Consider the following 26,133-nt stretch of genomic DNA (forward strand, 5'->3'; position numbering starts at 1 on the left):
CGGGGCGGCGGGCACGTCCCGCCGGGGGGCGCGGTCCGGCTCGGCGGGCCCGGGGTCCCCGCCGGACGCCGGGCCCGGCTCAGCCGGCACGGTCACCCCGCTGCGGGGCGGCGGGCAGGCCGAGATAGCGCCGGATCAGCTCGGCGACGGTGTCCGGGTCGGTGAAGACCTCGATGGTCCACAACGTGAGGTAGTTCCAGCCGGTGCGCTCGAGCTGCTGGGGCCGCAGCCGCGAGCGCTCCCGCACGGACAGGGCGGCGTTCTCCGGCGAGCCGTCGGACTGCCCGGCCACGGGGATCCGCAGCGGCCGGCCCTCGGCACGGGTGCGGCCCGGGACCACGGCCCCCGCGGACAGCGACTCCGTGCCGGCCCAGGCAACCAGGTCGAGGACGCCCGCGTAGTCCAGCCGCACCGAGGCACCGCGCTCCACCAGCCGGCGGGCGAGGTCGACCACCAGGGCGTCGTCGTGGGTGTCCCGGGCCTCCTCCTCCCCCGGCGGCAGGCCGCCGAGGTGCGCGGCGAGCACACGGGCGAAGTCCCGCGCGCCGTGCTGGAGGCCCTTTCCCTCCATCTCCCCCGGGTGCAGGGAGGTCACGATGCGGGTGCTGTGGCGGGCCCGGGTCATGCCGAGCACGAAGTGCTGGCGGCCGTGCCGCTCCGACAGCGCCCCGAGGTACGGCACGGTGCGCCCGTTGGCCGTCTTGCCGAAGCCCAGCGAGAAGATGACGGTGTCCCGCACGATGCCCGCCGCCCGGTGCAGGTCGACCACCCGGAAGGACTCGGGGCCCGGGGCGAAGAAGGCCGCGGCGGCGGGCTCCTCGCGCATCCGCTGCCGGACGGCCTGCGCGATCCGCGCGGCGTGCACCGCGCTGGCCGTGACCACGGCCAGGGACCGGCGCGGGTGGCGCGCGGCGTGCTCGAAGACGAGCTCCACGACGCGCCGCACCTCGGCGGCGGGCGCCTGGATGCCCTCGATCCCGGCGGTCAGGGCGCCCACGCCGTCCGGGACGTACTCGACGTCGAGGACGGGGGTGGCCCCGGTGACGGACTCACCGTGCGGGAGCCTGCTCAGGCGCCCGCCGTAGAACTGCTCGTTGAGGTGGCGGAAGACCTGCTCGTCCATGGACCGGTACACGGTCCGCAGCGTCCGCTCCGGCACCACGCGGGAGAGGGCGTCGAAGGCGCTGTCCACCTCGACCACCGGCTGGGCGCCCGGGGCGGGCACCGCGGTGGGCGCCACCGTGAACGGCTGCGGGCGGCCCAGGTGCGGGTCCCCGAACGCGATGACCTGCCGGCACCGGGTCAGCGCCGGCAGCACCGCCGCGAGCGGGGAGCTCTCGGCGTCCAGCACCACCACGGCGTCGAAGTCGTGGTCCTCGGGCAGCGCCGCGGAGAGCACCAGGGGGCTGGCCGTCCAGACGGGCACCAGCGAGCCGATCAGCTCGCCCGCCGAGGCGCTGACCTCCTCGAGCGGGGCGGCCCCCGCCCGGAGCATGCGGCGCAGGGCGGCCGCCGCGCGCGGGGAGCGCCGGACGGTGCGCTGCCAGCGGTCGGCGAGCTCCCAGAGGAGCCGGCCGGCCCCGGAGGCCACGTGCGCCGCGTCGGCGCGGCGGAACACGGACTCCACCTTGCGCAGGGTGTGCCCCTCCGGCATCGCCAGGAAGTCGTCGCCGGTGATCATGGCCTCGAGCGTGGACTGCCACCACGCGAGGTCGAACTCCCCGGAGACCTCCGCGCGGGGCACGGTGCGCCGCACGAGGTCGTCCACGAGCTCGCCGAGGCCCTGGCCGCGCAGCTCGTCGAGCAGGACGGTGCGCTCGGGCAGCACGGCGAGGTTCTCCTCGTCGTTGATGAGCCCGTCCAGGGTCTCGCGCAGCCGGTCGATCGGCAGCCCCAGGAGGTCGGCGCCGGTGGACGAGCCCTCGAGGGCGATGGCCAGGCCCTCGAGGTCCTCCACGAAGCGGGCCTGCACGGCCGCGAGCTCCTCGACCCGCTCGGAGACGACCGGGTGCGTGGACGAGGTGGCCCACTCCCGCCACCGCTCCCGCTCCGACTGCACGCGCAGCAGGGCGGCGTGCAGGTCCGAGAGGTGCACCCCGTGCCGGATGTACTCCTTCGCGGCCTTGCGCAGCCGTGAGCGCTGCAGCCCGGTCATCTCGATCCCGTGCTCCCGCCGCCAGCCGGACCCGGCGGTCGCGGCGACCAGGTCCGTCACGGGCCGGTCGTAGATGTCGGGCGTGAAGCAGGTCAGGGAGTCCTGGACCTCCTGCAGCAGCCGCAGCTGCCGGCCCCACTCGGGCACGGTCGTGCCGCCGCGCAGCCCGCTGGTGGCCAGGACGTGCCGCATCCCGGTCTCGAGGGTGGTGAGCTCCAGGAGCAGGGACTGGGCCAGCCGGTGCGCCTGCCGGGCCTCGTCCTCGTTGACCAGGCGCGCCCCGGTCCAGGGCCCGGCCAGGGTCCCGGCGTCGAAGGCCCCGAGCTCGGCGGCGCGCTCGAGCCGGGCGACGGCGTCGCCGCGCTCCGTGACCGCGTCGAGCACGGAGCGCGGGAACCGCACGGCCGTGGCGGGCGCCGGCCGGCGGGAGGTCAGCTCGGCGAGCGCCTGCACGGCCCGGTACGGGGAGACGGACCACCGGGGCCGCACGGTGTGCAGGGACCGCACGTGCTCGGCGAGCTGGTCCCGGCTGGTGCGCAGCGTCTCGTGCAGCTCGGCGAGGTCCGGGCGCTCGGCGCGCTCGTTGCGGGCCACCGCCCGGACGAGCTGCTGGGCCACGTCGGCGTCGCTGAGCTGGGAGGACAGCGGCAGGACGGCGGTGCCCAGGCCCAGCCCGTCCATCCGCCGCCCGAACGCGGCGAGCGTGGTGCGCCGCTCGCCCAGGACCAGGACGGTGCGGCCGGCGGCCACGAGGGTGCCCACCGTGTTGACGGCGGTGTCGAGCTGCCCGGTGCCGGGGGCCGCGGTCACCACGAAGGAGTGGCCCTGGGCGGCGAGGTCGAGGACCTCCTGCTGGGGGCCGTCGGCGTCGAGCAGGAGGAGCTCGTCGGCGGGGTCGCGCTGGTCGAGCGGGGGCGCGTCGTCCGTGATCTCCTCGACCTGGGGGATCCGTCCGACCGCGGAGTCCTTGAGCCGGGCGAGGTCCCGGACCACCGCGGTGCGGGCCACGACCGACAGGTCGGCGGGCCGGTCGTGCAGATCGGCGAACGTGGAGACGAGCAGCTTGTGCTCGACGTGCATCCCGGGCACCGCCCCGGCGAGGGTGCGCAGGGTCTCGAGGGCGGGGGCCGGGTCGAGCCGCCGGGTGCCGTAGGCGAGGCGGGCGAGCTCGCCGGAGGTCAGGTCCACGCCGTGGTCCGCGGCCAGCCGGCGGACCATGGCGGGGTTGAGCCGGGCGGGGCCGACGAGCTGGAGCTCGAAGTCGTCGAGGTCCGGGCGAGGCTTCAGGGCGAGGGGCGCGAGCAGGACGGGGGCGATCCAGCGGCGCTGTCCGGCGCCGGTCGGGTCGGAGCCCCGGGGCCGGGCGAGCCAGGACGCGGTGCCGGCGGCGAGGTACGCGGCGTCCAGCCCGTGGTTGACCGACAGTTCGTGGGTCTTGGTGCGCAGGGACCGGGCCGCGCGCACGGCGTGCCCGTAGGCCTCGGGGTCGTGCACGATCGTGGACAGGCGGGTGGGGCGGCCCATGAGCAGCTGGGCCTGCCCCGAGGAGTTCGCCTCGGTGAGGTCGATGCAGACGTTGTCGACCTGGTTGAAGTCCAGCAGCGTGTCCGGGCCGGTGTAGGCGTCCATCTGGCGGGTCCAGGGCTGCAGCGAGACGCGCGGGGGCTGCGCCCGGGAGGTGTCCGACTCCTGGGGGGTGCGGTCGGCTCCGATCGACATGGTTCTCCTCCTGCGCCTCGGCCCGGGGGCCGGGCACCGCTCACGCACGGGTCGAGCGGTCCGTGCGGACCGCTCGACCCCGGCTGCTCGTGTACCGCCCGTGCGGGGCGGGCCCTGGGCCCGCCCCCGGGCCTACTCCCACTCGATGGTGCCCGGGGGCTTGGACGTGACGTCCAGGACCACCCGGTTGACCTCTTCGACCTCGTTGGTGATGCGGTTGGAGACGCGGGCCAGCAGGTCGTAGGGCAGGCGCGACCAGTCGGCGGTCATCGCGTCCTCGCTGGACACGGGACGCAGCACGATGGGGTGCCCGTACGTGCGGCCGTCGCCCTGCACGCCCACCGAGCGCACGTCCGCCAGGAGCACGACCGGCATCTGCCACACCTCGTCGTCGAGCCCGGCGCGGGTCAGCTCCTCGCGGGCGATGGCGTCGGCGCGGCGCAGGACCGCGAGGTTGGCCTCCGTGATCTCCCCGATGATGCGGATGCCCAGCCCGGGGCCGGGGAACGGCTGGCGGCCCACGATCTCGTGGGGCAGGCCGAGCTCGCGCCCCACGGCGCGGACCTCGTCCTTGAACAGCGTGCGCAGCGGCTCCACGAGCTCGAACTGCAGGTCCTCGGGCAGCCCGCCCACGTTGTGGTGGCTCTTGATGTTGGCGGCGCCCTCCCCGCCGCCGGACTCCACCACGTCGGGGTAGAGGGTGCCCTGGACGAGGAAGCGCACGGGCTCGCCCTCCTGGGCGGCGGTCTTGGCGACCTCCTCCGCGGCGGCCTCGAAGGAGCGGATGAACTCCCGGCCGATGATCTTGCGCTTCTGCTCGGGGTCGGTGACGCCGGCGAGCGCGGTGAGGAAGCGCTCCTTCTCCTCGGCCACGTAGAGGTTGACGCCGGTCGCGGCCACGAAGTCCTGCTCGACCTGCTCGGCCTCGCCCTCGCGCAGCAGCCCGTGGTCCACGAACACGCAGGTGAGCTGGTCGCCCACGGCCCGCTGGACCAGGGCGGCGGCCACGGCGGAGTCCACGCCGCCGGAGAGACCGCAGATCACGGACGCGGAGCCGACCTGCGCGCGGATCCGCTGGACGTGCTCCTCGATGATGTTGCCGGTCGACCAGGTGGGCTCGACCCGGGCGCCGTCGAAGAGGAAGTGCTCGAGCACCTGCTGCCCGTGCACGGAGTGCTTGACCTCCGGGTGCCACTGCACGCCGTAGAGCCGGCGGGCGTCGTCGGCGAACGCGGCCACCGGGGTGGTCTCCGTGGAGGCGAGCACCTCGAAGCCGGCGGGGGCCTCGACGACCGAGTCGCCGTGGCTCATCCACACGGTCTGGGTGCCCGGGGAGCCCTCCAGGATGGAGGCCGTGGGGCCGCCGACGGCGGTGGCGGTGGTGGCCCCGTACTCGCGGGCGCCGGTGTGCGCGACGGTCCCGCCGAGGGCCTGCGCCATGGCCTGGAAGCCGTAGCAGATGCCCAGGACGGGCACCCCGGCCTCGAAGAGCGCCGCGTCCTGCTGCGGTGCGTCCTCGGCGTAGACGGAGGAGGGGCCGCCCGAGAGGATGATCGCCGCCGGGTTCTTGGCGAGGATCTGCTCGGTCGACCAGGTGTGGGGGACGATCTCGGAATAGACACTGGCCTCGCGGACCCGGCGGGCGATCAGCTGCGCGTACTGCGCGCCGTAGTCGACCACCAGGACCGGGCGCTGCTCCAGATCGGTGCGGGTCTCAGCTGTTTCGGTCACGCCCTCCATCCTAGGCCAGGCGCGGGGAGGGCTCAGTACCGCTTCGCGGCCTTCGGGTTGGCGCGCAGCTCGGCGGTGGTGGAGGCGTGGATCTTGCGCTCCACCACGAAGGACAGGAACGGCACCACGCCGCCCAGGGCCATCACCACGAGCTGCGGGAAGGGCCAGCGCATGAGCGTCCAGATCCGGAAGCAGGAGATGAGGTAGACCACGTAGAACCAGCCGTGCACGATGAGGATCCACGTGGAGATGTTGACCCCGCCCGCGAGGTTCTCGAGCTCGAGGTCCTGCCAGCCGAGGGCCACGGTCTCCCCCGTGGCCCGGTCGGTGCCGCCCGCGACGAGGTCGTAGCCCAGTCCGTAGCGGGTGATCATCTCGGCCACGAGCAGGAGCAGGAAGGTCCCGGAGATCCACGCACAGACCATGTAGAAGCCCAGGGCCCCGCGGATCTGGGCCTCGGTGCCCCCGAAGCGGCGGCGCGGCTGCAGGGCGGCCGCCCGGCGCGGGACGCGGCCCGGGGACGCCGCCTCCGCGGGGCGGGCGTCCGGCGGGAGGGAGACCCGCACCCCGTCGGTGCGGTCCTTCGGGGCGGGGGTCGGCTGCGTGGGTTCAGTCATGGTGGGCTCCGGTCCTGTCCTGGGTCCTGTCGTGGGTGCTGGGCTCGCCCGCCCGGGCGCCGGGCTGGTCGTCGAACCAGTAGTACTCCCCCGCCTCGGGGTCGTAGTAGTAGTAGCGCCCGGCCGCCTCGTCGTAGTAGTACTCGCCCTCGAAGTAGAAGTACTCCTCGGGGTTCTGCTCGCGCTGCCACTCGTCGCGCACGAACCGCCACCAGATGTAGAGGGCGAACCCGGCGAAGACCACCCACTCGACCGCGTAGAAGAGGTTGAGCAGGTTCACGGACTCGTCCGTGGGCTGCTGGTCGATGTCGAGCCGGGACAGCCCCGGGCCCAGCAGCGCGGCGTCCGGGGCGAGGGTCCCGTCCCCGGCGAGCTGGAACGGCGCGGACGCGGGGTTCTCGGCGAAGGCGGCCAGGTACCCGGACCACAGCGGGGCGTCCCAGCGGTTGGTGAGCTGCGCCGGGGACACCGTGCCCACCTGCCCCGCGGGCAGGTCGGCGCCGGGCACCGGGCCCTCGGCGGGCAGGTACCGGCCGACGACGTCGACGGCGCCCGCCGGCTCCTCCGGCACGGCGGCGGGGTCGGCGGTCCAGCCGCGGGCCACCGCGAGGGTGAGCTCCCCGCCGGCGTCCGGCCACAGCTGCCCGGTGTCCGGGACGTCGAGGGCGGTGACGGCCCACCAGCCCTCCGTCCCGTCCTGCAGCCGGCCCGGGACCAGGACGGTGGACCCGTCCCGGTAGTCGCCGGTGACGGTGACGAGCTGGTCGGCCTGCGCGGCGGTCACGGGGGCGCCGGCCTCGGCGGCCTCGGTGAGCGGGACGGCCACGTCCTTCGCGGGGTCCGCGACCGTGCGGGACTGCTCGCTGGACTCCAGCTGCCACTGGCTCAGCAGCACGAAGCCCACGGCCAGCCCGAGGCTCACGATCAGGGCGAGGATCGAGCGGGGGCGCAGGGCGGTCGTGAGCACCCGTCAAGGCTAGTGCGCCTTCCTGGGCGTTCGCCAGTTGCGGCGGGGGCCCGTGCCGGGCCGGCGGGGCGCGGCACTGGCCCCCGCGGGACGGTCGCGGGTCAGCCGCGGATGACCACCTCGGCGCGCTGGAACTCCTTGAGCTCCAGGTACCCGGTGGTGGCCATCGAGCGGCGCAGCGCTCCCACGAGGTTGGAGGTGCCGTCCACGTGGCGGGACGGCCCGAAGAGCACCTCCTCGAGGGGGCCCACGGTGCCCACGCGGGTGCGGAGCCCGCGCGGCAGCTGCCCGTGGTGGGCCTCCGCGCCCCAGTGCCAGCCCTGCCCGGGCGCCTCCTCCGTGCGGGCCAGCGCGGTGCCGAGCATCACGGCGTCCGCGCCCATGGCGAGCGCCTTCACGATGTCCCCGGAGACCCCCACGCCGCCGTCGGCGATGACGTGGACGTAGCGCCCGCCGGACTCGTCGAGGTAGTCCCGGCGGGCGGCCGCGACGTCGGAGATCGCCGTGGCCATGGCCGCGTGGATCCCCAGGGTGTTCTGGATGCGCATGGACGCGCCGCCGCCGAAGCCCACGAGCACGCCGGCCGCGCCCGTGCGCATGAGGTGCAGCGCCGGCGTGTAGCCCGCGGCGCCGCCCACGATGACCGGGACGTCGAGGTCGTAGATGAACTTCTTGAGGTCCAGCGGCTCCTGGTTGCGGGAGACGTGCTCCGCGGAGACCGTGGTCCCGCGGATCACGAAGACGTCCACGCCGGCGTCCAGGACGGTGCGGTAGTGCTCCACCGTGCGCTGCGGCGTCAGGGACCCGGCGACGATGACGCCCGCCTCGCGGATCTGCGCCAGCCGGGCCGTGATCAGCTCCGGCTGGACGGGCGCCTCGTAGAGCTCCTGCATCCGGCGCGTGGACGCCGGGGCGTCCTCGCCGGAGAGCGCCGCGATCTCGTCGAGCACCGGCTGCGGGTCCTCGTAGCGGGTCCACAGCCCCTCGAGGTCCAGCACGCCCAGTCCCCCGGCGCGGCCGAGGGCGATGGCCGTCTCCGGGGACGTCGCCGAGTCCATCGGGGCGCCCAGGAACGGGATGGAGAACCGGTAGGCGTCGATCTGCCAGTCCGTGGACACGTCCCGGGGGTCGCGGGTGCGGCGGGAGGGGACGAGGGCGATCTCGTCCAGGGAGAAGGTGCGGCGGGCGCGTTTGGAGCGGCCGATCTCGATGTCGTAGCTCATGGTGTCCTTTCCGAACGGTGCTGCGGACGGTCGCTCAGCGCTGGTAGTTGGGGGCCTCGACGGTCATCGTGATGTCGTGCGGGTGGGACTCCTTGAGCCCGGCCGGCGTGATCCGCACGAACCGGCCCTGGTGCTTGAGCTCCTCGACGGTGTGGGCGCCCACGTAGAACATCGTCTGGCGCAGGCCGCCGTCGAGCTGGTGGACCACGGCCGAGAGCGGGCCGCGGTACGGGACCTGGCCCTCGATGCCCTCGGGGATGAGCTTCTCGTCGCTGGCGACGTCGGCCTGGAAGTAGCGGTCCTTGGAGTAGGAGGTGTTCTTGCCGCGGGACTGCATGGCCCCCAGCGAGCCCATCCCCCGGTAGGTCTTGAACTGCTTGCCGTTGACGAAGATCAGCTCGCCCGGGGACTCGTCGCAGCCCGCGAGCAGGGACCCGACCATCACGGAGTCCGCGCCGGCCACGAGCGCCTTGCCGATGTCGCCGGAGTACTGGAGGCCGCCGTCGGCGATCAGGGGCACGCCCGCCGGGATCGCCGCCTTCGCCGCCTCGTTGACGGCGGTGATCTGGGGGACGCCCACGCCGGCGATGATGCGGGTGGTGCAGATCGAGCCGGGGCCCACGCCCACCTTCACGGCGTCCGCGCCGGCGTCCACGATGGCCTGCGCGCCGTGGCGGGTGGCCGCCTGCCCGCCGATGACGTCCACGTGCGCGGCGGCGGTCTCCGCCTTGAGCCGGGCGATCATGTCCAGCACGCCCTGGGAGTGCCCGTTGGCGGTGTCGATGAACAGGGCGTCCACGCCGGCCTCGACGAGGGTCATGGCCCGCTCGAAGCCGTCGCCGAAGAAGCCGACGGCGGCGCCGACGCGCAGCCGGCCCTCGTCGTCCTTGGTGGCGTGGGGGTACTGCTCGGCCTTGGTGAAGTCCTTGATCGTGATCAGGCCGGTGAGCCGGCCGGCGTCGTCGACGAGCGGCAGCTTCTCGATCTTGTTGGTCGCCAGGAGCCGGTGCGCGTCGTCCTTCGCCATCCCGACCTTGCCGGTGATCAGCGGCATGGGCGTCATGATCTCGTGCACCCGGCGCCGCGGGAACTCGCTCTCCGGCAGGTACCGGGTGTCGCGGTTGGTGATGATCCCCAGCAGCTTCTGCTCGGCGTCCACGACGGGCAGCCCGGAGACCCGGTAGTAGCCGCAGAGCCGGTCCAGCTCCTCGAGGGTCGCCTCCGGGGAGATGGTGACGGGGTCGGTGATCATCCCGGACTCGCTGCGCTTCACCCGGTCCACGTGCTCGGCCTGGTCCTGGATCGAGAGGTTGCGGTGGATCACGCCGATGCCGCCCTGGCGGGCCATCGCGATCGCCATCGAGGACTCGGTGACGGTGTCCATGGCGGCGGACAGCAGCGGCACCTCCAGGTCGATTCGCCGGGACAGGCGGGTGCGCGTCGACGCCTCGGACGGGATGACGTCCGTGTTGCCGGGCAGCAGCAGCACGTCGTCGTAGGTCAGCCCGGTGAACCCGAACGGGTCCTCGGACAGGGCGGTGGGGACGGCGGTATCCGACACGGTGGGGCCTTTCAGCTTCGAGGGAGTCGCGATCATTCTACGGGCCGGGTCCCGGCCGGCGGACGGCTGTGGCCGCGCTCACGACCCCGCGGGGAACCCGGCCCCGTCCGCGCGCAGGGCCTCCTCGACGCGCTCCGCGAACAGGGGCGCCAAGCTGCGCACGTACTCGACGGTGAGGTGGTTGTTGTCCCAGTACGTGAACACGTTGCCGATGACCGGGACGCAGGTGCCGTCCGGGCAGATGAGGTCCCCCATGTCGACCATCGTGACCCGCGGCAGCTCGGCCACCGGGGCCAGCGGGCTGTCCGGGCCCAGGATCACGTGGGAGGCGGCGCACTCGGGGGCGTCGGCCCCGTGGTCCGCGGCGCAGCGCGCGGGGACGAAGTCGAACCGGGCGTTGTCTCGCAGGCCGAGGACCTGGATGCCGCGCTCCGCCAGCCCGCGGATGCGCTGCTCCATCCCGGGGGTGAACTGCTCCTGGTCCTCGTCCGTGCTGCGGGTGCCCTGCACCAGCACCAGGTCCGGGTCCACGGCCTCCACCACGGGGTCGGCGCCCTCGAGCCAGCGCGCGCACGCCTCGTGGTCGGCCACCTGCTCCTCGGGCAGGGCGTACAGGCAGTTGCCGCGGATGTAGGTGACCACCCGCCAGTCGTTGCGCTCGGCCAGGAGCTCGACGGCGGGGATCCACTGGTGCACGTGGCTGTTGCCGATCACCAGCATCGTGGCGGCGGGCTCGGGGTTCGGGACGGTGTCGAAGCACCACTGCCGGAAGCGCCCGCCGACCCCCGTGCCGGGCGGGCAGGGCTCGCCGAGCGACGGCTTGGCGTACGGCTCCCCGGTGATCACGGGGACGGTCTCGGCGTCCGGGTCGCCCTCGTACCGGAAGCCCGGCAGCAGGGCCGCCGCCCCGGGGTTGTTGCGGTCGGCCGACGCCGCGATCTCCACCGCCCGCCGCTCCTCGGCCACCCGGGCCGCGGTCACCGGGACCGCGACCGCCGCCACGCACACCACGATCACCGCGGCCAGCCGCAGCCGGGACCGCTCGGGCCAGGCCCAGCGCTTGAGCGGGTCCTCGACCAGCCGGGTGGCCAGCACCGCGAGAACCAGGCAGACCAGCACGATCGCGACCCCCGACCGCGGCCCGGCCATGGGCCGGTCCCGCAGCACGAGGTAGGTGATCAGCACGGGCCAGTGGATCAGGTACAGCGCGTAGGCGGAGTCCCCCAGCCGCACCAGCGGCGCCGAGGCGAGGATCCGGTCCAGCCCGAAGCGCGACCCGGACTGCCCGGCCACGATGATCGCCGCCGCCGAGAGCAGCGGCCACAGCGCGATCCACCCGGGGAACGCCCCCTGCACGTCGACCAGCACCCCCACCGAGACCATGCTCACCAGCCCGGCCCAGCCCAGGACCACGCGCACCCTGCGGCCGGGCCGCAGCCAGGGCACCGCGAGGGCCAGCAGCGACCCGAGGGCGAACTCCCACAGCCGGGTGCGGGTGTCGAAGTAGGCGAACTCCTGCTGGACGGCCGTGCTGTGCACCGACCACGCCAGGGAGGCCGCGAAGACCACCCCGAAGACGACCGCCAGCACCGGCACGGGGCTCCACCGGGTCCGCCGGGAGATCAGCCAGGCCGCGGCGAAGACCAGCGGCCACAGCAGGAACACCTGTCCCTGCACCGACAGGGACCAGAAGTGCTGGAACGGCGAGGCGGTCGAGTGGTCGGCGGCGTAGTAGTCCACCGCGTTGAGCGCCAGCGCCCAGTTCTCCGCGTAGAACACCGAGGCCAGCGCCTCGGCGCGCCACTGCCCGGCGTCGTAGCCCGGGTAGAACAGCTCCACCAGCACCAGGGTGCCCAGGATCGTGAGCACCGCCAGCGGCAGCAGCCGCTTGAACACGTGCAGCCAGTACCGCCCCAGGGCCAGGGGCCTTCCCGCCTCGAGCTTGCGCACGAAGGACAGGGTGAGGAAGAACGCGGAGATCAGCAGGAACACGTCCACGCCCCCGGAGACCCGGCCGAGGAACACGTGGTAGACCACCACGAGCAGCACCGCGACGAACCGCAGCCCCTGCACCTCGGGGCGGAACCCCGAGTACCGGGCCACCCGCCGGGCCGTGTCCGGCTCGACGCCCCCGGGGCCGTCCGGGGAGGCGGCCCCCGGGTCCGGGCGCGGGGCGCCGGCCTGCACCGTGCTCACGAGGACACCTCCTGGAGGAGCGTGCCGGGGAGCCGGGTCTCGAGGGCCGGCGCCATCGTCCGCGCGTAGGTCCACGTGAGGTGGTGCGGGTCGAAGAAGACGTGCACGTTGCCCACCACGGGACGGCACAGTCCCTCCGGGCAGATGAGGTCGGTGAGGTCGAGCGAGGCGAAGCCGTTCCGGTCCCGCAGGGCGTCGGCAGGGTTGACGGGCGCCAGGACTTGCTCGACGGGCACGCGGCACCGGTCGGCGTCCTGGCCGTGGCGCACGGCGCACTCGTAGGGGTTGAAGTCGAACCGGGGGTTGTCCCGGAAGCCGACGACGTCGATGCCCTGGCCCGTGAGGCGGTCGACCAGCTCCGGGAACCCCCCGACGAGGGCCTCGGCGGGACCGTCCATCCGGGCCGCGTAGGTCGAGGTCGTCATGACCGCGTCCGGGGCGAGCCGCTCCACGTACTCGATCGCCGCGTCGTTGCCCTCGTGGCACGCGTCCCCCTCCGGGCGCACCGCGAAGGCGCAGCCCGGCTGCAGCACGGCCACGAGCTGCCAGTTGCGCTCCTCCGCGAGGGGGATCACCGCGCCCATGAACTGCTCCATGTGGGAGTTGCCGACCACCGCGATCGTCCGCTCGGGGTCCGGCAGGGCCGGGGTCTGGCGGCAGTACTGCTCGAGGACCTCCTGCTCGGGGGCGAACGCCCCGGAGCAGGGCTCGGGCAGCCCGACCCACTCGTCGCCCAGCGCGGAGGCCAGGGGCAGGGTGGGGGCGTCCGGGTCGCCCCGGAACTCGAAGCCCGGGTCCAGCACCGCGGCCCCGGGGTTGTTGCGGGCGGCGTCCTCCGCCAGCGCGGCCGCCCGCCGTGCGTCGGCCTGCTGCCACACCAGCACCGGCACCGCCACGAGCGCCAGGCTCACCGCCACCGACGCGGCCAGCCGCCGCTTGTCCCGCTCCGGCCACGCCCACCGCTGGAACGGGCGCTCCACCAGCTTCGTGGCGGCCACCGCCAGCAGCAGGGAGACCAGGATGATCGCGACCCCCGACCGCGGCCCGGCCACGGGCCGGTCCCGCAGCACCAGGTAGGTGATCAGCAGCGGCCAGTGCACCAGGTACAGCGCGTAGGAGGCGTCCCCGAGCCGCACCAGGGGCCGGGAGGCGAGGATCCGGTCCAGGCCGAGGGGTGAGCCGGAGTGCCCGGCCACGATGATCGCCGCCGCCGAGAGCAGCGGCCACAGGGCGATCCAGCCGGGGAAGGCGCCCTGCACGTCGATCAGCACCCCGACCGAGACCATGCTGAGCATCCCGGCCCAGCCCAGCACCACCCGCGCCGCGCGCGGCGGGTGCAGGTACGGCACCGCGAGGGCCAGCAGGGACCCGAGGGCGAACTCCCACAGCCGGGCCCGGGTGTCGAAGTAGGCGAACGCCTGGTCCGTGGCGGTCGTGTGCACCGACCAGGCGAGGGAGGCCGCGAGGACCAGCCCGAAGAGCACCGCCAGCACCGGCACCGGCCGCCGCCGCCCGCCCCGGCACACGAGCCACGCCGCCCCGAACACCAGCGGCCACAGCAGGAACACCTGCCCCTGCACCGACAGGGACCAGAAGTGCTGGAACGGGGACGCCGTGGAGTCGTCGGCGGCGTAGTAGTCCACCTCGGCCAGCGCCAGCGCCCAGTTCTCCACGTAGAGGACCGAGGCCAGCGCCTCCGTGCGCACCCGGTCGATCCGCGCCTCCGGGAAGAACCACCACGCCAGCACCAGGGTGCCCAGGATCGTGAGCACCGCCAGCGGCAGCAGCCGCTTGAACACGTGCAGCCAGTACCGCCCCAGCGCCAGCGGCCTCCCCGCCTCGAGCTTGCGCACGAAGGACAGGGTCAGGAAGAACGCCGAGATCAGCAGGAAGATGTCCACTCCCCCGGACACCCGGTCCAGGAACACGTGGTAGACCACCACGAGCAGCACCGCGACGAAGCGCAGCCCCTGCACCTCCGGGCGGAACCCGGCGTAGCGGGCCACCCGCCGGGCCGTGTCCGGCTCGACGCCGGTGGGCGTGCTCTGCGCGCCGAGGGTCGTCATGGGCATCTCCTGGGAACACCGTGCCGCCGGGGGCGCGGCAGTGGTCGTGCGGACCCCCGCACTCTACCGGAGGCGCCGGGGCGGCCCCCGGAGACGGCGACGGACCCGCCCCACCGGTGGTGGGACGGGTCCGCGGGGCGGGCCGGCTCGGCGCCGGCCGTCAGTGCCGGCCGTCAGTGCTGGTGGCCGTGGCCGTGCCCCTCGTCCTCGGCGGGCTTGTCCGTCACGAGCGTCTCGGTGGTCAGCACGAGCGCCGCGATGGACGCGGCGTTCTGCAGCGCCGAGCGGGTGACCTTGACGGGGTCGATGATGCCGGCGCCGACCATCTCGACGTACTCGCCGGTGGCGGCGTCGTAGCCGTGCCCGGCCTCGAGCTCGGCGACGCGGGAGGCGACCACGGCCCCGTCCTGACCGGCGTTCTGGGCGATCCAGTACAGCGGCTGCCGCAGCGCGCGGCGGACGATGCCGAGCGCGGTCGCGGCGTCCCCGGTGAGCCCGAGGTCGGACTCGTCGAGGACCTTCGCGGCCTGCACGAGGGCGGTGCCGCCGCCGGCGACGATGCCCTCCTCGAGGGCCGCGCGGGTCGCGGAGACGGCGTCCTCGATGCGGTGCTTGCGCTCCTTGGCCTCGACCTCGGTGGCGGCGCCGACCTTGATCACGGAGACCCCGCCGGCCAGGCGGGCGAGCCGCTCCTGGAGCTTCTCGCGGTCCCACTCGGAGTCGGTGCGCTCCACCTCGGCGCGGATCGTGGCGACCCGGTCCTGGATCTCGGCCGGGGTGCCCCCGCCGTCGACCAGGGTGGTGGTGTTCTTGGTGACCGTGACGCGCCGGGCGGTGCCCAGCTGCTCCAGGGTGACCTGGTCGAGGCTGATGCCCAGCTCGCTGGTGATGAGCTGGCCGCCGGTGAGGACGGCGAGGTCCTGCATGATCGCCTTGCGGCGGTCGCCGAAGCCGGGGGCCTTGAGGGCCACGACGTCGAGGGTGCCGCGCAGCCGGTTGACCACGAGGGTGGACAGGGCCTCGCCCTCGACGTCCTCCGCGATGATGGTCAGCGGCTTCTTGGCCTGGAGGACCTTCTCCAGCACGGGCATGAGCTCGGGCACCGAGGAGATCTTGCCCTGGTACAGCAGCACCAGGGAGTTCTCCATGACCGCTTCCTGGCGCTCGGCGTCGGTCACGAAGGACGGGGACAGGTAGCCCTTGTCGAACTGCATGCCCTCGGTGACGTCGAGCTCCACCTCGGTGCTCGAGCCGTCCTCGATCGTGATGACGCCGTCCTTGCCGACGGTCTCGAAGGCCCGGGCGATGAGCTCGCCGATCGCCGGGTCCTGCGCGGAGATGGTCGCCACGTGGGCGACGTTGGTGCCCTCCACCGGGCGGGCGTTCTCGAGCAGGCGCTCGGAGACGGCCTCGACGGCCTTCTCGATGCCGCGCTTGAGGCTCAGCGGGTCGGCGCCGGCGGCCACGTTGCGCAGGCCCTCCTTGACGAGCGCCTGGGCGAGCACGGTGGCGGTGGTGGTGCCGTCGCCGGCGACGTCGTTGGTCTTGGTCGCCACCTCCTTGGCGAGCTGGGCACCGAGGTTCTCGTACGGGTCGTCGAGCTCGACCTCGCGGGCGATGGTCACGCCGTCGTTGGTGATCGTGGGGGCGCCCCACTTCTTGTCGAGCACCACGTTGCGCCCGCGCGGGCCGAGGGTGACCTTGACGGTGTCGGCGAGCTTGTTGACGCCGTTCTCGAGGGACTTGCGGGCGGCGTCGTCGAACGCCAGCTGCTTGGCCATGGGCGAAGAGCTCCTTCTGGGGTGGCTGGGGTCGCCAGCGGGTTTCGGGGTCTGGATCGGCGAAGGGTGCCCGCCGCGGGCCCGCCGGAACAGCGGGGCGTGCGGCGGGCACCCTTCGTCAGGACTGCGCGGTCTGCGCCGGGTCGGTGCGGCCCGGTCTACTTGACGACGACGGCGAGCACGTCGCGGGCCGGGAGGACCAGGTACTCCTCGCCGTTGTACTTGACCTCGGTGCCGCCGTACTTCGAGAAGATCACGACGTCGCCCTCCTGGACGTCGACCGGGATGCGGTTGCCGGAGTCGTCGACACGACCGGGGCCGACCGCCAGGACCTTGCCCTCCTGGGGCTTCTCCTTGGCGGTGTCCGGGATGACGAGACCGGACGCGGTGGTCTGCTCAGCGGCGAGCGGCTGGACGACGATGCGATCCTCGAGAGGCTTGATGGAGACCGACACGATCTCTCCTTGTCTGTAGGGGTGGAAAACGGTGGGCGACCGCGGGCGGAGCCCGCCGTCGAGCTTCGGGCCGATCGGCGCACCGACCGTCGTCGCGGTGCCGGTCGATCGCCTGGCCCTTAGCACCCTCACCCGGAGAGTGCCAAGGCCAACTGTAGGAGCGGGCTGGCAGTCGGTCAAGGCGAGTGCCAGCGCGCCGACCCCCGCGGGAACGTCCGGCGGGAATTAGGTCACGCCCGTGTTCGCCAATGATTTGCCTCACGCCCGCCCGACCCTCTAGGTTGAGCGGTAAGGCAACCCTTACCTCGGCCGAGCAGCGGTGCCCTCCTCGACGTCCCGGCGCATCCGTGCGCAGGTCCGTCGCGCCCATCGGATCCCGCCGGCGTCCGCCACCCCGGAGCACGCCGGCGTCCTCTGCACGAAGGAAGACCATGAACCGCACCCAGCACCCGGCTGCCCTCCTGGCCGTCGCCGGTGTCCTCGCCCTCACCGCCTGCGGCACGGCCCAGGGCGACGAGGCCGCCTCCGCGGAGTCGTCCGCGCCCTCCGCCGCCACGGTCGAGGTCGAGGACAACTACGGCACGCAGACGGTCGAGGCCCCGCCGGCGTCCGTCGTCGCCACCGACAACCGCACCTTCGAGACGCTCGCCGAGTGGGGCGTCGAACTGGCGGCGGCCCCGCGCGCCCTCATGCCGGACACCATCGCCTACGCCGACGACGAGTCCGTCGTCGACCTCGGCAACCACCGCGAGCCCGACCTCGAGGCCGTCGTCGCCGCGGACCCCGACCTCATCGTCAACGGCCAGCGCTTCGCCGACTACCGCGAGGACTTCGCCGACCTGGTGCCGGAGGCCACCATCGTCGAGCTCGACCCGCGGGAGGAAGAGCCCTTCGACGAGGAGCTGAAGCGGCAGACCTCCGTCCTGGGCCAGGTCTTCGACCGCGAGGACGAGGCCGAGCAGATCAACGGCGACTTCGACGCGGCGATGCAGCGCGTCGTCGACGGCTACCGGCCCGGCGACACGGTCATGGCCGTCACCGTCTCCGGCGGCGAGATCGGCTTCATCGCCCCGGGCAACGGACGCACCCTGGGCCCGCTGTTCGAGATCTTCGACTTCGCACCGGCCCTCGAGGTCGAGGGCGCCAGCGACGACCACCAGGGCGACGACATCTCCGTGGAGGCGATCGCCGACTCGAACCCCGACTGGATCCTCGTGCTGGACCGCGACGCCGCGATCTCCGCCGAGGACCCGGAGTACACCCCGGCGCAGGAGGTCATCGAGAACGCCGCGGCCCTGCAGAACGTCACCGCGGTGCAGGAGGGCCAGGTCGTCTACATGCCCCGGGACACCTACACCAACGAGGGCATCCAGACCTACACCGAGTTCTTCGACACCCTGGCCGACGCCATGGGCGCGCGGGACTGACCCATCGTCCGGACGGCGGTGGCGGCGTCCGCCCCACCACCGCCGTCCGCCGGGCACGAGGCCGGAGGAAGGACTGACCCCATGTCGACGATCGTGTCGAGACCCCCCGCGGCGAGCAAGGGCTCGCTGTTCGACTGGAAGCTGCTGCTCGGTGCGCTCGGCGTCCTCGCGCTGCTGGCCGCGTCCCTCCTCACGGGGGTCTACGACGTCTTCGGCGCCGAGGACGGCGACGAGATGTTCGCGATCACGCGGATCCCCCGCACCATCGCCCTGGTCCTGGCCGGCGCCGCCATGTCCATGTCCGGCCTGGTGATGCAGCTGCTCACGCAGAACCGCTTCGTGGAGCCCACCACCACGGGCACCACCGAGTGGGCGGGGCTCGGGCTGCTGCTCGTCGTGCTCCTGGTGCCCACCGCCACGGTCCTCACCCGGATGCTCGGCGCCGTGACCGCGGCCTTCATCGGGACCATGGTCTTCTTCCTCTTCCTGCGCCGCGTCTCCCTGCGCTCCTCCCTCATCGTGCCCATCGTCGGCATCATGCTGGGCGCGGTGGTCGGGTCCGTCTCGACGTTCCTGGCACTGCAGACGGACATGCTGCAGAACCTCGGCGTCTGGTTCGCCGGCAGCTTCACCTCGGTGCTGCGCGGTCAGTACGAGGTGCTGTGGATCGTGCTCCTGGTCGGGATCGCGGTGTTCCTCGTGGCGGACCGGCTCACCGTCGCCGGGCTCGGCGAGGACGTCGCCACCAATGTCGGGCTGAACTACCACCGCACCGTCCTGCTCGGGACCGGGCTGATCGCGGTGGCCACCGGCGTCGTCACCGTCGTCGTCGGCAACCTGCCCTTCCTGGGCCTCATCGTGCCGAACATCGTCTCGATGGTCCGCGGCGACGACCTGCGCAGCAACCTGCCGTGGGTGTGCCTGCTCGGCATCGCCATCGTGACGCTGTGCGACCTCATCGGAAGGATCATCATCATGCCGTTCGAGATCCCCGTGTCCGTGATCCTCGGGATCGTCGGCGCCGTGGTGTTCGTCTGCCTGCTCCTGAGGCAGCGTCGTCGTGTCTGAGGCCGTGCTCAGCACTCCCGCACCCGCACCGGCCGCGGCGCCGGCGGCCCCCGCCGCACGGGGCCGCGCCGGGGCCTTCCCCACCCCGCGGGCCCGGCGGCGGTACTGGACGGTCGTCGCCGTGCTGGCCCTCGCCTCCGCGGGCTTCGCCTTCGGCCTGCTGGCCTGGGACAACCCGATGCCGGTCGGCTCGGACGGCTTCTGGCGGATCGCGGACCGCCGGGTGACGAGCGTGGTCATCATGGCGGTCGTGGCCTTCTGCCAGGCGATCGCGACCGTGAGCTTCCAGACGGCCACGAACAACCGGATCATCACCCCCTCGATCATGGGCTTCGAGTCCCTCTACGTGGCGATCCAGACGTCCACGGTGTACTTCCTGGGCGCCGCGGGGATCCTCGTCCTGCAGGGCGTGCCGCAGTTCCTGCTGCAGGTCGCCCTCATGGTCACGCTCTCCCTCGCGCTCTACGGCTGGCTGCTCTCCGGCCGGTACGGGAACCTGCAGGTGATGCTGCTCGTGGGCATCATCATCGGCGGGGGCCTCGGCTCCGTCTCGACCTTCATGCAGCGTCTGCTGTCCCCCAGCGAGTTCGACGTGCTCTCCGCCCGGCTGTTCGGCTCCGTGACGAACGCCCAGGCCGACTACCTGCCGGTGGCCGTCCCGCTGTGCCTGCTGGCCGGCGGCGCCCTGTGGCTGAGGTCCTCGCGCCTGAACGTGGTCGCCCTCGGACGGGACGTGAGCCTGAACCTCGGCCTGCGGCACCGCGCCGAGATCATGGGCACCCTCTTCCTCGTCTCCGTCCTGATGGCCGTCTCCACCGCCCTGGTGGGCCCCATGACGTTCCTCGGCTTCCTGGTGGCCACGCTCGCCTACCAGTTCGCCGACACGTACGACCACCGCCACCTCTTCCCCGTGGCGGTCCTCACCGGGTTCCTCGTCCTGACGGGCGCCTACTTCGTCCTGAACCACGTCTTCTACGCCCAGGGCGTCGTCTCGATCATCATCGAGCTCGTCGGCGGCTCCGTCTTCCTCTACGTCATCCTCCGAAAGGGCCGGCTGTGATCACCCTGACCAACGTGCGCAAGGACTACGGCGGTGAGGTCACGGTCGGACCCGTCGACCTCGAGATCCCGTCGGCCGGCATGACCGCCCTGGTCGGCCCCAACGGGGCGGGCAAGTCCACGCTGCTGACGATGATCGGACGCCTGCTCGGCCTCGACGACGGCAGCATCGACATCGCCGGCTACGACGTGGCCCGGACCCGGTCCAAGGACCTCGCCCGGATCGTCTCCGTCCTGCGCCAGGAGAACCACTACATCACCCGGCTCACCGTGCGGCAGCTGGTGGGCTTCGGCCGCTTCCCCCACAGTCGCGGCCGGCTCACCGCCGTGGACGACGAGATCATCGGCAGGTACATCGACTTCCTCGGCCTGGCGCCGCTGGAGCACCGCTATCTCGACCAGCTGTCGGGCGGCCAGCGCCAGCGCGCGTACGTCGCCATGGTCCTCGCCCAGGAGACCGACCACGTGCTGCTGGACGAGCCCCTCAACAACCTCGACATGCGGCACGCCGTGTCGATGATGCAGCACCTGCGGCGGGCCTGCGACGAGATGGGGCGCACCATCGTCATCGTGCTCCACGACATCAACTTCGCCAGCCACTACGCGGACCGGATCTGCGCCGTCAAGGACGGCCGGGTCGCCGAGTTCGGCGAGCCGCACGAGATCATGGACGGCGCGGTCCTCACCCGGGTCTTCGAGACCCCGGTGACCGTCATCGACGGCCCCCGGGGCCGTCTCGCCGCGTTCTACTGACCGGTGCCCGCCCGGACGGGCGGGGGCGGATAGGGTGGACCGATGCAGAACGAGGCGACCGACATCGCACCCCTGCTCACCGCCGAGGGGAGTCGCCTGCTGGAGGCCGTGGGCCCCTACGACGCCGACGACGCCCTGGGGGCCGCGACCCGCCTGCGCGCCGCGGGGCACGATCCCCGGCTCGTCTCCGCGGTGCTCACCCAGTCCCGGCTCCGCGCCAGGGCGCGGGAGAAGTTCGGCGACTTCGCCGACCGCATGCTCTTCACCCGGGCCGGCCTCGAGCAGGCCACCCGGCTGCGGGTGGCCGCCCTGCACGCCCGGCGCTTCGCCGACGCGGACCTGGTGCACGTGGCCGACCTCGGCTGCGGCATCGGCGCGGACGCGCTCGCGCTGGCCTCCCTGGACCGCCGGGTCACCGCCGTGGAGCTCGACGAGACCACGGCCGCGGTGGCCACGCTCAACCTCCTCCCCTTCCCCGAGGCCACGGTGCTGCAGGCCGACGTCGAGCGACTGGACCTCACTACCCTGCCCGGCGGACCGCCGGACGGGGTGTGGCTGGACCCGGCCCGGCGCACCACGTCGTCGTCGGGCACCCGCCGGATCTTCGACCCCGAGGCGTTCTCCCCGCCCCTGTCCTTCGTCGAGGCGCTGGCCGGGCGCGGCCTGCCCGTCGGGGTGAAGCTGGGGCCGGGCATCCCGCACGAGGCGGTCCCCGCCGGGTGCGAGGCGCAGTGGGTCTCCGACCGGGGCGACGTGGTCGAGGCCGTGCTGTGGTTCAACGCGGTGGCCCGCCCCGGCGTGCGGCGGGCGGCGCTCGTGCTCTCCGAGCACGGGTCCGCGGAGCTCACCAGCCCCGAGGACCACGACCCCGCCCACGCCGACGCCGTGGTCGGACCCGTGGGCGCGTACCTCTACGAACCGGACGGCGCGGTGATCCGGGCGGGGCTCGTCACGGACCTCGCCCGGCAGCTGGGCGCGCGGCTGATCCACCCCCGGATCGCCTACCTCACCTCCGACGAGCTCGTGCGCACCCCGCTGGCCCGGGCGTACCGCGTGCGGGAGGTGCTGCCGCACACCGTCAAGGTGCTCAAGCGGTGGGTCCGGGAGCACGAGGTCGGCACGCTCGAGATCAAGAAGCGCGGCACGGACGTCACCCCGGAGGAGCTGCGCCGCCGGCTCGCGCCGAAGGGCCCCGGACGGGCCACGCTCGTGGTCACCCGGACGGCTCCGGGCCCCGGCCCGGAGGGCCCGGGGCGGGGCGGCGCGGGCCCCGCGGAGCAGCGCGTCGTGATCGTCGTGGAAACCGTAGACTGATGGCTCCGCGGGCCGACCGGCCCGCCCCAGAGCACGGAGGACCTGCCGCGTGGAGATCTCGTTCGCCCGCTCCCACCAGTCGACGCTGGGCGTCGAGTGGGAGATCGCCCTCGTGGACGGCACCACCGGGGATCTCGTCCCCCGGGGCCGGGAGACGTTCGAGGCCGTCCTGGACGCCCACCCCGCCTGGGGCACGGACGGCGACCACCCGCACCTGACCGGGGAGTTCCTGCTCAACACCGTCGAGCTGGTCACCGGGGTGTGCCGGGACGTCGCCCACTCCACCGAGCAGCTGTCCACCATGCTGGACGAGATCCGCAAGGTCACCGACCCGCAGGGCCTCGAGGTCTTCGCCGCCGGCACCCACCCGTTCGCCCGCTGGCAGGACCAGCAGGTCACCGACAAGCAGCGCTACCACAAGCTCGTGGACCGCACCCAGTACTGGGGCCGGCAGATGGTCATCTACGGGGTGCACGTGCACGTGGGCCTCGACTCCCGGGCGAAGGCGCTGCCCGTGCTCGACGGGCTGCTGACCTACTACCCGCACCTGCTGGCGCTGTCCGCGAACTCGCCCTTCTGGGCGGGCGAGGACACCGGCTACGCGTCCCAGCGCTCCATGATCTTCCAGCAGCTGTCCACGGCGGGGCTGCCGTACCACTTCCCGTCCTGGGACGCCTACGAGCAGTGCATCACGGACATGATCGCCACCGGCATCATCGAGGAGATGAGCGAGGCCCGCTGGGACGTGCGCCCCGTGCCCCGGCTGGGCACCGACGAGGTGCGCTTCTGCGACGGGCTCTCGACCCTGTGGGAGGTCGGGGCGCTCACGGCGCTCACCCAGTGCCTCGCGGAGTCCATCTCCCGGGACGTGGAGGCGGGCCGGCCCCCCGCCCGCCTGAAGCCCTGGCACATCCAGGAGAACAAGTGGCGCGCCGCCCGCTACGGCCTCGACGCCGAGGTCATCACCGACCCGCGCAACGTCGAGCGGGACCTGCGCACGGACCTGACCGCGCTGCTCGACCGGCTGGAGCCCGTGGCCGCGCAGCTGGGCTGCTCCCGGGAGCTCGCCGACGTGGAGCGGATCCTGGAGCAGGGCGCCGGCTACCAGCGCCAGCGCGCGGTCGCCCGGGCCCACGACGGGGACCTGCACGCCGTCGCCCTCGATATCGTCCGCCGCACCCGGGAGAACGACTGACCCGCCCGCCCGGCACGCCCCGCTGGACGCGGGGACCTGTTCGTCCCTAGGTTGCAGGCATGACGAACACGACCGGCACCGGCCCGGACCCCTCCGCCCGCCACGCCCCGCAGGACCACGGGGTGCTGCAGCTCGGCACCCTGCACCCCCTGCTGGAGGAGGCGCTGGCCGCCGAGTTCTCCGCCCTGCGCCTGCCCGAGGACCCCGCCGAGCAGGACCGCTTCCTCGAGCGGCACGCCGGCGACGTCAGGGTGGCGGTCGGCTCCGGGCGCACCGGCGTGGGCGCGGACCTGATGCGGCGGCTGCCCCGGCTCGAGGCCGTCGTCCACTTCGGCGTGGGCTACGACGGCACGGACGCCGCCGGGGCCGCCGCGCGCGGCATCGTGATGAGCAACACCCCCGACGTCCTGACCGACGCCGTGGCGGACACCGCGCTGGCCCTCTACCTGGACGTGCTGCGCCGCTTCTCCGCGGCGGACCGCTACGTCCGGCGCGGGCAGTGGGAGAGCACGGGGAACTTCCCGCTGGGCCGGCACGCCTCCGGACGACGGGTGGGCGTGCTGGGCCTCGGCAGGATCGGCCGGGCGGTCGCCGTCCGGCTGGAGGCGCTGGGCTGCGGGATCCACTACCACAACCGGCGCCCGGCCACCGGCAGCGGGTACGCCTACCACGGGTCCGCGGCGGAGCTGGCGGCCGCCGTCGACGTGCTCGTGGTCGCCGTCCCCGGCGGCCCGGACTCCGCCGGGACGGTCGGCGCGGAGGTGCTGGACGCCCTCGGCCCGGACGGGTTCCTCGTCAACGTCGCCCGCGGCTCGGTCGTCGACGAGCGGGCCCTGGTGGCGGCGCTGCAGGAGGGCCGGCTCGGCGGGGCCGGCCTGGACGTCTTCGCCGACGAGCCCCGCGTGCCGGCCGCCCTGCGCGAGCTCGACACGGTGGTGCTCCTGCCGCACGTGGGCAGCGCGACCGTGGAGACCCGCCGGGAGATGGCCGAGCTCGCCCTGCGCAACCTCCGCAGCTGGCTGGCCGACGGCACCCTGGTCACCCCCGTGCCGTGAGCGGCCCCGGCCGGCTCAGACGGAGACGGTGGTGACCGGCAGCGAGGAGTCGGCGGCGAAGTCCAGCCCGGAGGGCGCACGGCCCTCGGCCACGACCCGGGCGGCCAGCGCGGCGACCATCGCCCCGTTGTCCGTGCACAGCGGCAGCCGGGGGATCACCAGCTCGATCCCGTGCGCGGCGCAGCGCTCGGCGGTGAGCTCGCGCAGCCGGGAGTTCGCGGCCACTCCCCCGCCGAGCAGCAGCGTCCCGAGCCCCTGCTCGGTGCACGCGAGCACGGCCTTGCGGGTGACCACGTCGGCCACCGACTCCTGGAAGGACGCCGCGACGTCGGCGACCGGCACCGGCTCGCCCCGCGCCTCGTAGCCCTCGACGACCCGGGCCACGGCGGTCTTGAGCCCGGAGAAGGAGAAGTCGTAGCGGTGCGGGCCGGGCCGCTCGGCGGAGCCCATGTACTTGCCCGCGCTCAGCCCGCGGGGCAGGCGGAAGGCGGTGGGGTCCCCGTCCCGGGCGGCGGCGTCGATGGCCGGGCCGCCGGGGTAGTCGAGGCCCAGGACGCGGGCCACCTTGTCGTAGGCCTCACCGGCCGCGTCGTCGATCGTGGCCCCGAGCAGGCGCACGTCCCGGGAGAGGTCCTCGACGGCGAGGATCTCGGTGTGCCCCCCGGAGACCAGCAGCGCCCCGAGGCCGGGCGGCAGCCCGTCGTCGAAGTCGCCCTGGAAGCCCTCGATCCCGGAGTCCTCGAGCAGGCCCACGCTGACGTGCGCCACGAGGTGGTTGATCGCGTAGAGGGGCTTGCCCGTGGCCACGGCGAGGGCCTTCGCGGCGGCCGTGCCCACCATCAGGGCCCCGGCCAGGCCGGGTCCGGAGGTCACCGCGAGCGCGTCGAGGTCCGCCAGGCCCACGCCCGCCCGGTCCAGGGCCTCGCGCAGGGCGGGGACGATCGCGTCGAGGTGGGCGCGGGAGGCGATCTCGGGGATCACGCCGCCGAAGCGCACGTGCTCGTCCATCGAGGAGGACACCACGTTGGCGAGCAGGGTGCGTCCCCGGACGATGCCCACGCCGGTCTCGTCGCACGAGGACTCGATGCCCAGCACGAGGGGTCCGTCGGTCATGGGGTCTCCTCCGTCGGGGCGGCCGGGATGTCGGTGGCGGCCGGGGTATCGGTTCCGGTGAGGTCGAGGCGCATGATCAGCGCGTCGGCGCCGTCCCGGTAGTAGCGGGGGCGGGTGTGGATCTGCTCGTAGCCGAAGCGGCGGTAGAGCTGCTGGGCGCGCGGGTTGTCGGCGCGGACCTCGAGCAGCACCTCGGTGGCCCCGAGCTCCCGGGCCTGCGCGTGCAGGGTGCGCAGCAGGGCGGAGCCGATCCCGCGGCCCTCGTGCTCGGGGACCACCGCGATGGTCTGCACGTCGCCCACGGGGCGGAGGCACATGAGCCCCGCGTAGCCGACGATCACGCCGTCCTGCTCGGCGACCCAGTACCAGCACACGGGCTGGGCGAGCTCGGCGAAGAACATCTCGAGCGGCCAGGCGTCGACCGGGAAGAGCCGCCGCTCGAGCGCGTGCACCGCCGCGACGTCCGCGGGGACCATCCGGCGCAGCGTCCAGGAGCCGGGGGCGGGGCTCACGCGCCCGCCCGCTTCCGGGGTCCGGGGACCTTCGCGTCGGACTCGCGCAGGTACAGCGGGGTCGTGTCCGGGGACAGCGCCTCCCCGCGGGCCGTGCGGCGCGCGGCGGCGAGGCCCAGGGACGACGCCGTGGGCTGCGCCGCGGCGAACTCCGGCACGGGCCGGG

General features: G+C 73.7%; 19 protein-coding genes and 1 pseudogene. 7 read left to right on the top strand and 13 right to left on the bottom strand.

Going from position 1 to position 26,133, the window contains the following annotated elements:
* Nucleotides 1–79: 79 nt before the first annotated feature.
* From CRM73_RS11100 to groES, 10 genes are all read right to left on the bottom strand, one after another.
* Nucleotides 80–3,874: a hypothetical protein gene (locus CRM73_RS11100; RefSeq protein WP_229587739.1), complete on the bottom strand. Its 3,795-nt coding sequence runs from the start codon at nt 3,872–3,874 to the stop codon at nt 80–82.
* Between the two features lie 132 nt (nt 3,875–4,006).
* Complete coding sequence (gene guaA / locus CRM73_RS11105; RefSeq protein ID WP_051063763.1) at nt 4,007–5,614, bottom strand: glutamine-hydrolyzing GMP synthase; 1,608 nt, start codon at nt 5,612–5,614, stop codon at nt 4,007–4,009.
* Between the two features lie 23 nt (nt 5,615–5,637).
* Entirely contained in the window at nt 5,638–6,222 is a 585-nt protein-coding gene (locus tag CRM73_RS11110) for a DUF3817 domain-containing protein (RefSeq protein WP_017833355.1), read from the bottom strand.
* Nucleotides 6,215–7,189, bottom strand: a complete 975-nt coding sequence (locus CRM73_RS11115) for an SURF1 family protein (protein WP_017833354.1) — start codon at nt 7,187–7,189, stop codon at nt 6,215–6,217. The genes CRM73_RS11110 and CRM73_RS11115 overlap by 8 nt, the downstream gene beginning before the upstream one ends.
* Nucleotides 7,190–7,290: 101 nt before the next feature.
* Nucleotides 7,291–8,412: a GuaB3 family IMP dehydrogenase-related protein gene (locus tag CRM73_RS11120; protein WP_017833353.1), complete on the bottom strand. Its 1,122-nt coding sequence runs from the start codon at nt 8,410–8,412 to the stop codon at nt 7,291–7,293.
* 34 nt (nt 8,413–8,446) lie between these two features.
* The gene (gene guaB / locus CRM73_RS11125; RefSeq protein ID WP_126350275.1) at nt 8,447–10,009 is read right to left on the bottom strand and encodes an IMP dehydrogenase; all 1,563 of its coding nucleotides are present in this window, start codon (nt 10,007–10,009) and stop codon (nt 8,447–8,449) included.
* Nucleotides 10,010–10,051: 42 nt separating this feature from the next.
* Nucleotides 10,052–12,169, bottom strand: coding sequence for an acyltransferase family protein (locus CRM73_RS11130; protein ID WP_229587741.1), 2,118 nt, complete (start codon nt 12,167–12,169; stop codon nt 10,052–10,054).
* Nucleotides 12,166–14,235 (bottom strand): acyltransferase family protein, encoded by a 2,070-nt coding sequence (locus CRM73_RS11135; RefSeq protein WP_229587742.1) that lies wholly within the window; start codon nt 14,233–14,235, stop codon nt 12,166–12,168. Before CRM73_RS11135 ends, CRM73_RS11130 begins: the two co-directional genes overlap by 4 nt.
* Nucleotides 14,236–14,408: 173 nt before the next feature.
* A complete protein-coding gene (gene groL, locus CRM73_RS11140; protein ID WP_035924783.1) occupies nt 14,409–16,016 on the bottom strand; it encodes a chaperonin GroEL in 1,608 nt (535 codons plus the stop codon).
* Between the two features lie 158 nt (nt 16,017–16,174).
* Nucleotides 16,175–16,471 carry a co-chaperone GroES gene (groES, locus tag CRM73_RS11145; protein ID WP_017834525.1) on the bottom strand — a complete coding sequence of 99 codons (297 nt, stop codon included), beginning with the start codon at nt 16,469–16,471 and terminating at the stop codon, nt 16,175–16,177.
* A gap of 431 nt (nt 16,472–16,902) precedes the next feature.
* On the opposite strand from groES, the gene CRM73_RS11150 reads away from it, so the two are divergent.
* The 7 genes from CRM73_RS11150 to CRM73_RS11180 all read left to right on the top strand — a co-directional run bounded on the left by CRM73_RS11150 (nt 16,903) and on the right by CRM73_RS11180 (nt 24,342).
* Nucleotides 16,903–17,898 (top strand): ABC transporter substrate-binding protein, encoded by a 996-nt coding sequence (locus tag CRM73_RS11150; RefSeq protein ID WP_229587743.1) that lies wholly within the window; start codon nt 16,903–16,905, stop codon nt 17,896–17,898.
* An 81-nt stretch (nt 17,899–17,979) separates the two neighbouring features.
* A complete protein-coding gene (locus tag CRM73_RS11155) occupies nt 17,980–18,966 on the top strand; it encodes an ABC transporter permease (RefSeq protein WP_035924791.1) in 987 nt (328 codons plus the stop codon).
* Nucleotides 18,959–20,026, top strand: coding sequence for an iron chelate uptake ABC transporter family permease subunit (locus CRM73_RS11160; protein WP_229587744.1), 1,068 nt, complete (start codon nt 18,959–18,961; stop codon nt 20,024–20,026). Before CRM73_RS11155 ends, CRM73_RS11160 begins: the two co-directional genes overlap by 8 nt.
* A complete protein-coding gene (locus tag CRM73_RS11165; RefSeq protein ID WP_017834521.1) occupies nt 20,023–20,778 on the top strand; it encodes an ABC transporter ATP-binding protein in 756 nt (251 codons plus the stop codon). The genes CRM73_RS11160 and CRM73_RS11165 overlap by 4 nt, the downstream gene beginning before the upstream one ends.
* A 42-nt stretch (nt 20,779–20,820) precedes the next feature.
* The gene (locus tag CRM73_RS11170) at nt 20,821–22,092 is read left to right on the top strand and encodes a class I SAM-dependent methyltransferase (RefSeq protein ID WP_035924794.1); all 1,272 of its coding nucleotides are present in this window, start codon (nt 20,821–20,823) and stop codon (nt 22,090–22,092) included.
* Between the two features lie 49 nt (nt 22,093–22,141).
* The gene (locus tag CRM73_RS11175) at nt 22,142–23,287 is read left to right on the top strand and encodes a glutamate--cysteine ligase (protein WP_035924797.1); all 1,146 of its coding nucleotides are present in this window, start codon (nt 22,142–22,144) and stop codon (nt 23,285–23,287) included.
* A 59-nt stretch (nt 23,288–23,346) separates the two neighbouring features.
* Nucleotides 23,347–24,342, top strand: a complete 996-nt coding sequence (locus tag CRM73_RS11180; RefSeq protein WP_229587745.1) for a 2-hydroxyacid dehydrogenase — start codon at nt 23,347–23,349, stop codon at nt 24,340–24,342.
* Nucleotides 24,343–24,357: 15 nt separating this feature from the next.
* Here the strand turns inward: CRM73_RS11180 and tsaD are convergent, their stop codons facing one another.
* The 3 genes and pseudogenes from tsaD to CRM73_RS11195 form a co-directional block, all read right to left on the bottom strand.
* A complete protein-coding gene (tsaD, locus tag CRM73_RS11185) occupies nt 24,358–25,455 on the bottom strand; it encodes a tRNA (adenosine(37)-N6)-threonylcarbamoyltransferase complex transferase subunit TsaD (protein ID WP_035924800.1) in 1,098 nt (365 codons plus the stop codon).
* A complete protein-coding gene (gene rimI / locus CRM73_RS11190) occupies nt 25,452–25,931 on the bottom strand; it encodes a ribosomal protein S18-alanine N-acetyltransferase (RefSeq protein WP_109222058.1) in 480 nt (159 codons plus the stop codon). Before rimI ends, tsaD begins: the two co-directional genes overlap by 4 nt.
* A 32-nt stretch (nt 25,932–25,963) precedes the next feature.
* A pseudogene (locus CRM73_RS11195) lies at nt 25,964–26,133 on the bottom strand (tRNA (adenosine(37)-N6)-threonylcarbamoyltransferase complex dimerization subunit type 1 TsaB); the annotation flags it as partial.

Origin of the sequence: Kocuria sp. CCUG 69068 (assembly GCF_020833785.1) — a bacterium.
GTDB lineage: Bacteria > Actinomycetota > Actinomycetes > Actinomycetales > Micrococcaceae > Kocuria > Kocuria rosea.

What these genes read in the sequence shown, in the direction of transcription:
- tsaD (WP_035924800.1), bottom strand. Translation starts at nt 25,455, where the DNA reads ATGACCGACGGACCCCTCGTGCTGGGCATCGAGTCCTCGTGCGACGAG.
- CRM73_RS11180 (WP_229587745.1), top strand. Translation starts at nt 23,347, where the DNA reads ATGACGAACACGACCGGCACCGGCCCGGACCCCTCCGCCCGCCACGCC.
- CRM73_RS11120 (WP_017833353.1), bottom strand. Translation starts at nt 8,412, where the DNA reads ATGAGCTACGACATCGAGATCGGCCGCTCCAAACGCGCCCGCCGCACC.
- CRM73_RS11110 (WP_017833355.1), bottom strand. Translation starts at nt 6,222, where the DNA reads ATGACTGAACCCACGCAGCCGACCCCCGCCCCGAAGGACCGCACCGAC.
- guaB (WP_126350275.1), bottom strand. Translation starts at nt 10,009, where the DNA reads ATGATCGCGACTCCCTCGAAGCTGAAAGGCCCCACCGTGTCGGATACC.
- CRM73_RS11100 (WP_229587739.1), bottom strand. Translation starts at nt 3,874, where the DNA reads ATGTCGATCGGAGCCGACCGCACCCCCCAGGAGTCGGACACCTCCCGG.
- CRM73_RS11170 (WP_035924794.1), top strand. Translation starts at nt 20,821, where the DNA reads ATGCAGAACGAGGCGACCGACATCGCACCCCTGCTCACCGCCGAGGGG.
- rimI (WP_109222058.1), bottom strand. Translation starts at nt 25,931, where the DNA reads ATGGTCCCCGCGGACGTCGCGGCGGTGCACGCGCTCGAGCGGCGGCTC.
- groL (WP_035924783.1), bottom strand. Translation starts at nt 16,016, where the DNA reads ATGGCCAAGCAGCTGGCGTTCGACGACGCCGCCCGCAAGTCCCTCGAG.
- CRM73_RS11155 (WP_035924791.1), top strand. Translation starts at nt 17,980, where the DNA reads ATGTCGACGATCGTGTCGAGACCCCCCGCGGCGAGCAAGGGCTCGCTG.
- CRM73_RS11150 (WP_229587743.1), top strand. Translation starts at nt 16,903, where the DNA reads ATGAACCGCACCCAGCACCCGGCTGCCCTCCTGGCCGTCGCCGGTGTC.
- guaA (WP_051063763.1), bottom strand. Translation starts at nt 5,614, where the DNA reads ATGGAGGGCGTGACCGAAACAGCTGAGACCCGCACCGATCTGGAGCAG.
- CRM73_RS11135 (WP_229587742.1), bottom strand. Translation starts at nt 14,235, where the DNA reads ATGACGACCCTCGGCGCGCAGAGCACGCCCACCGGCGTCGAGCCGGAC.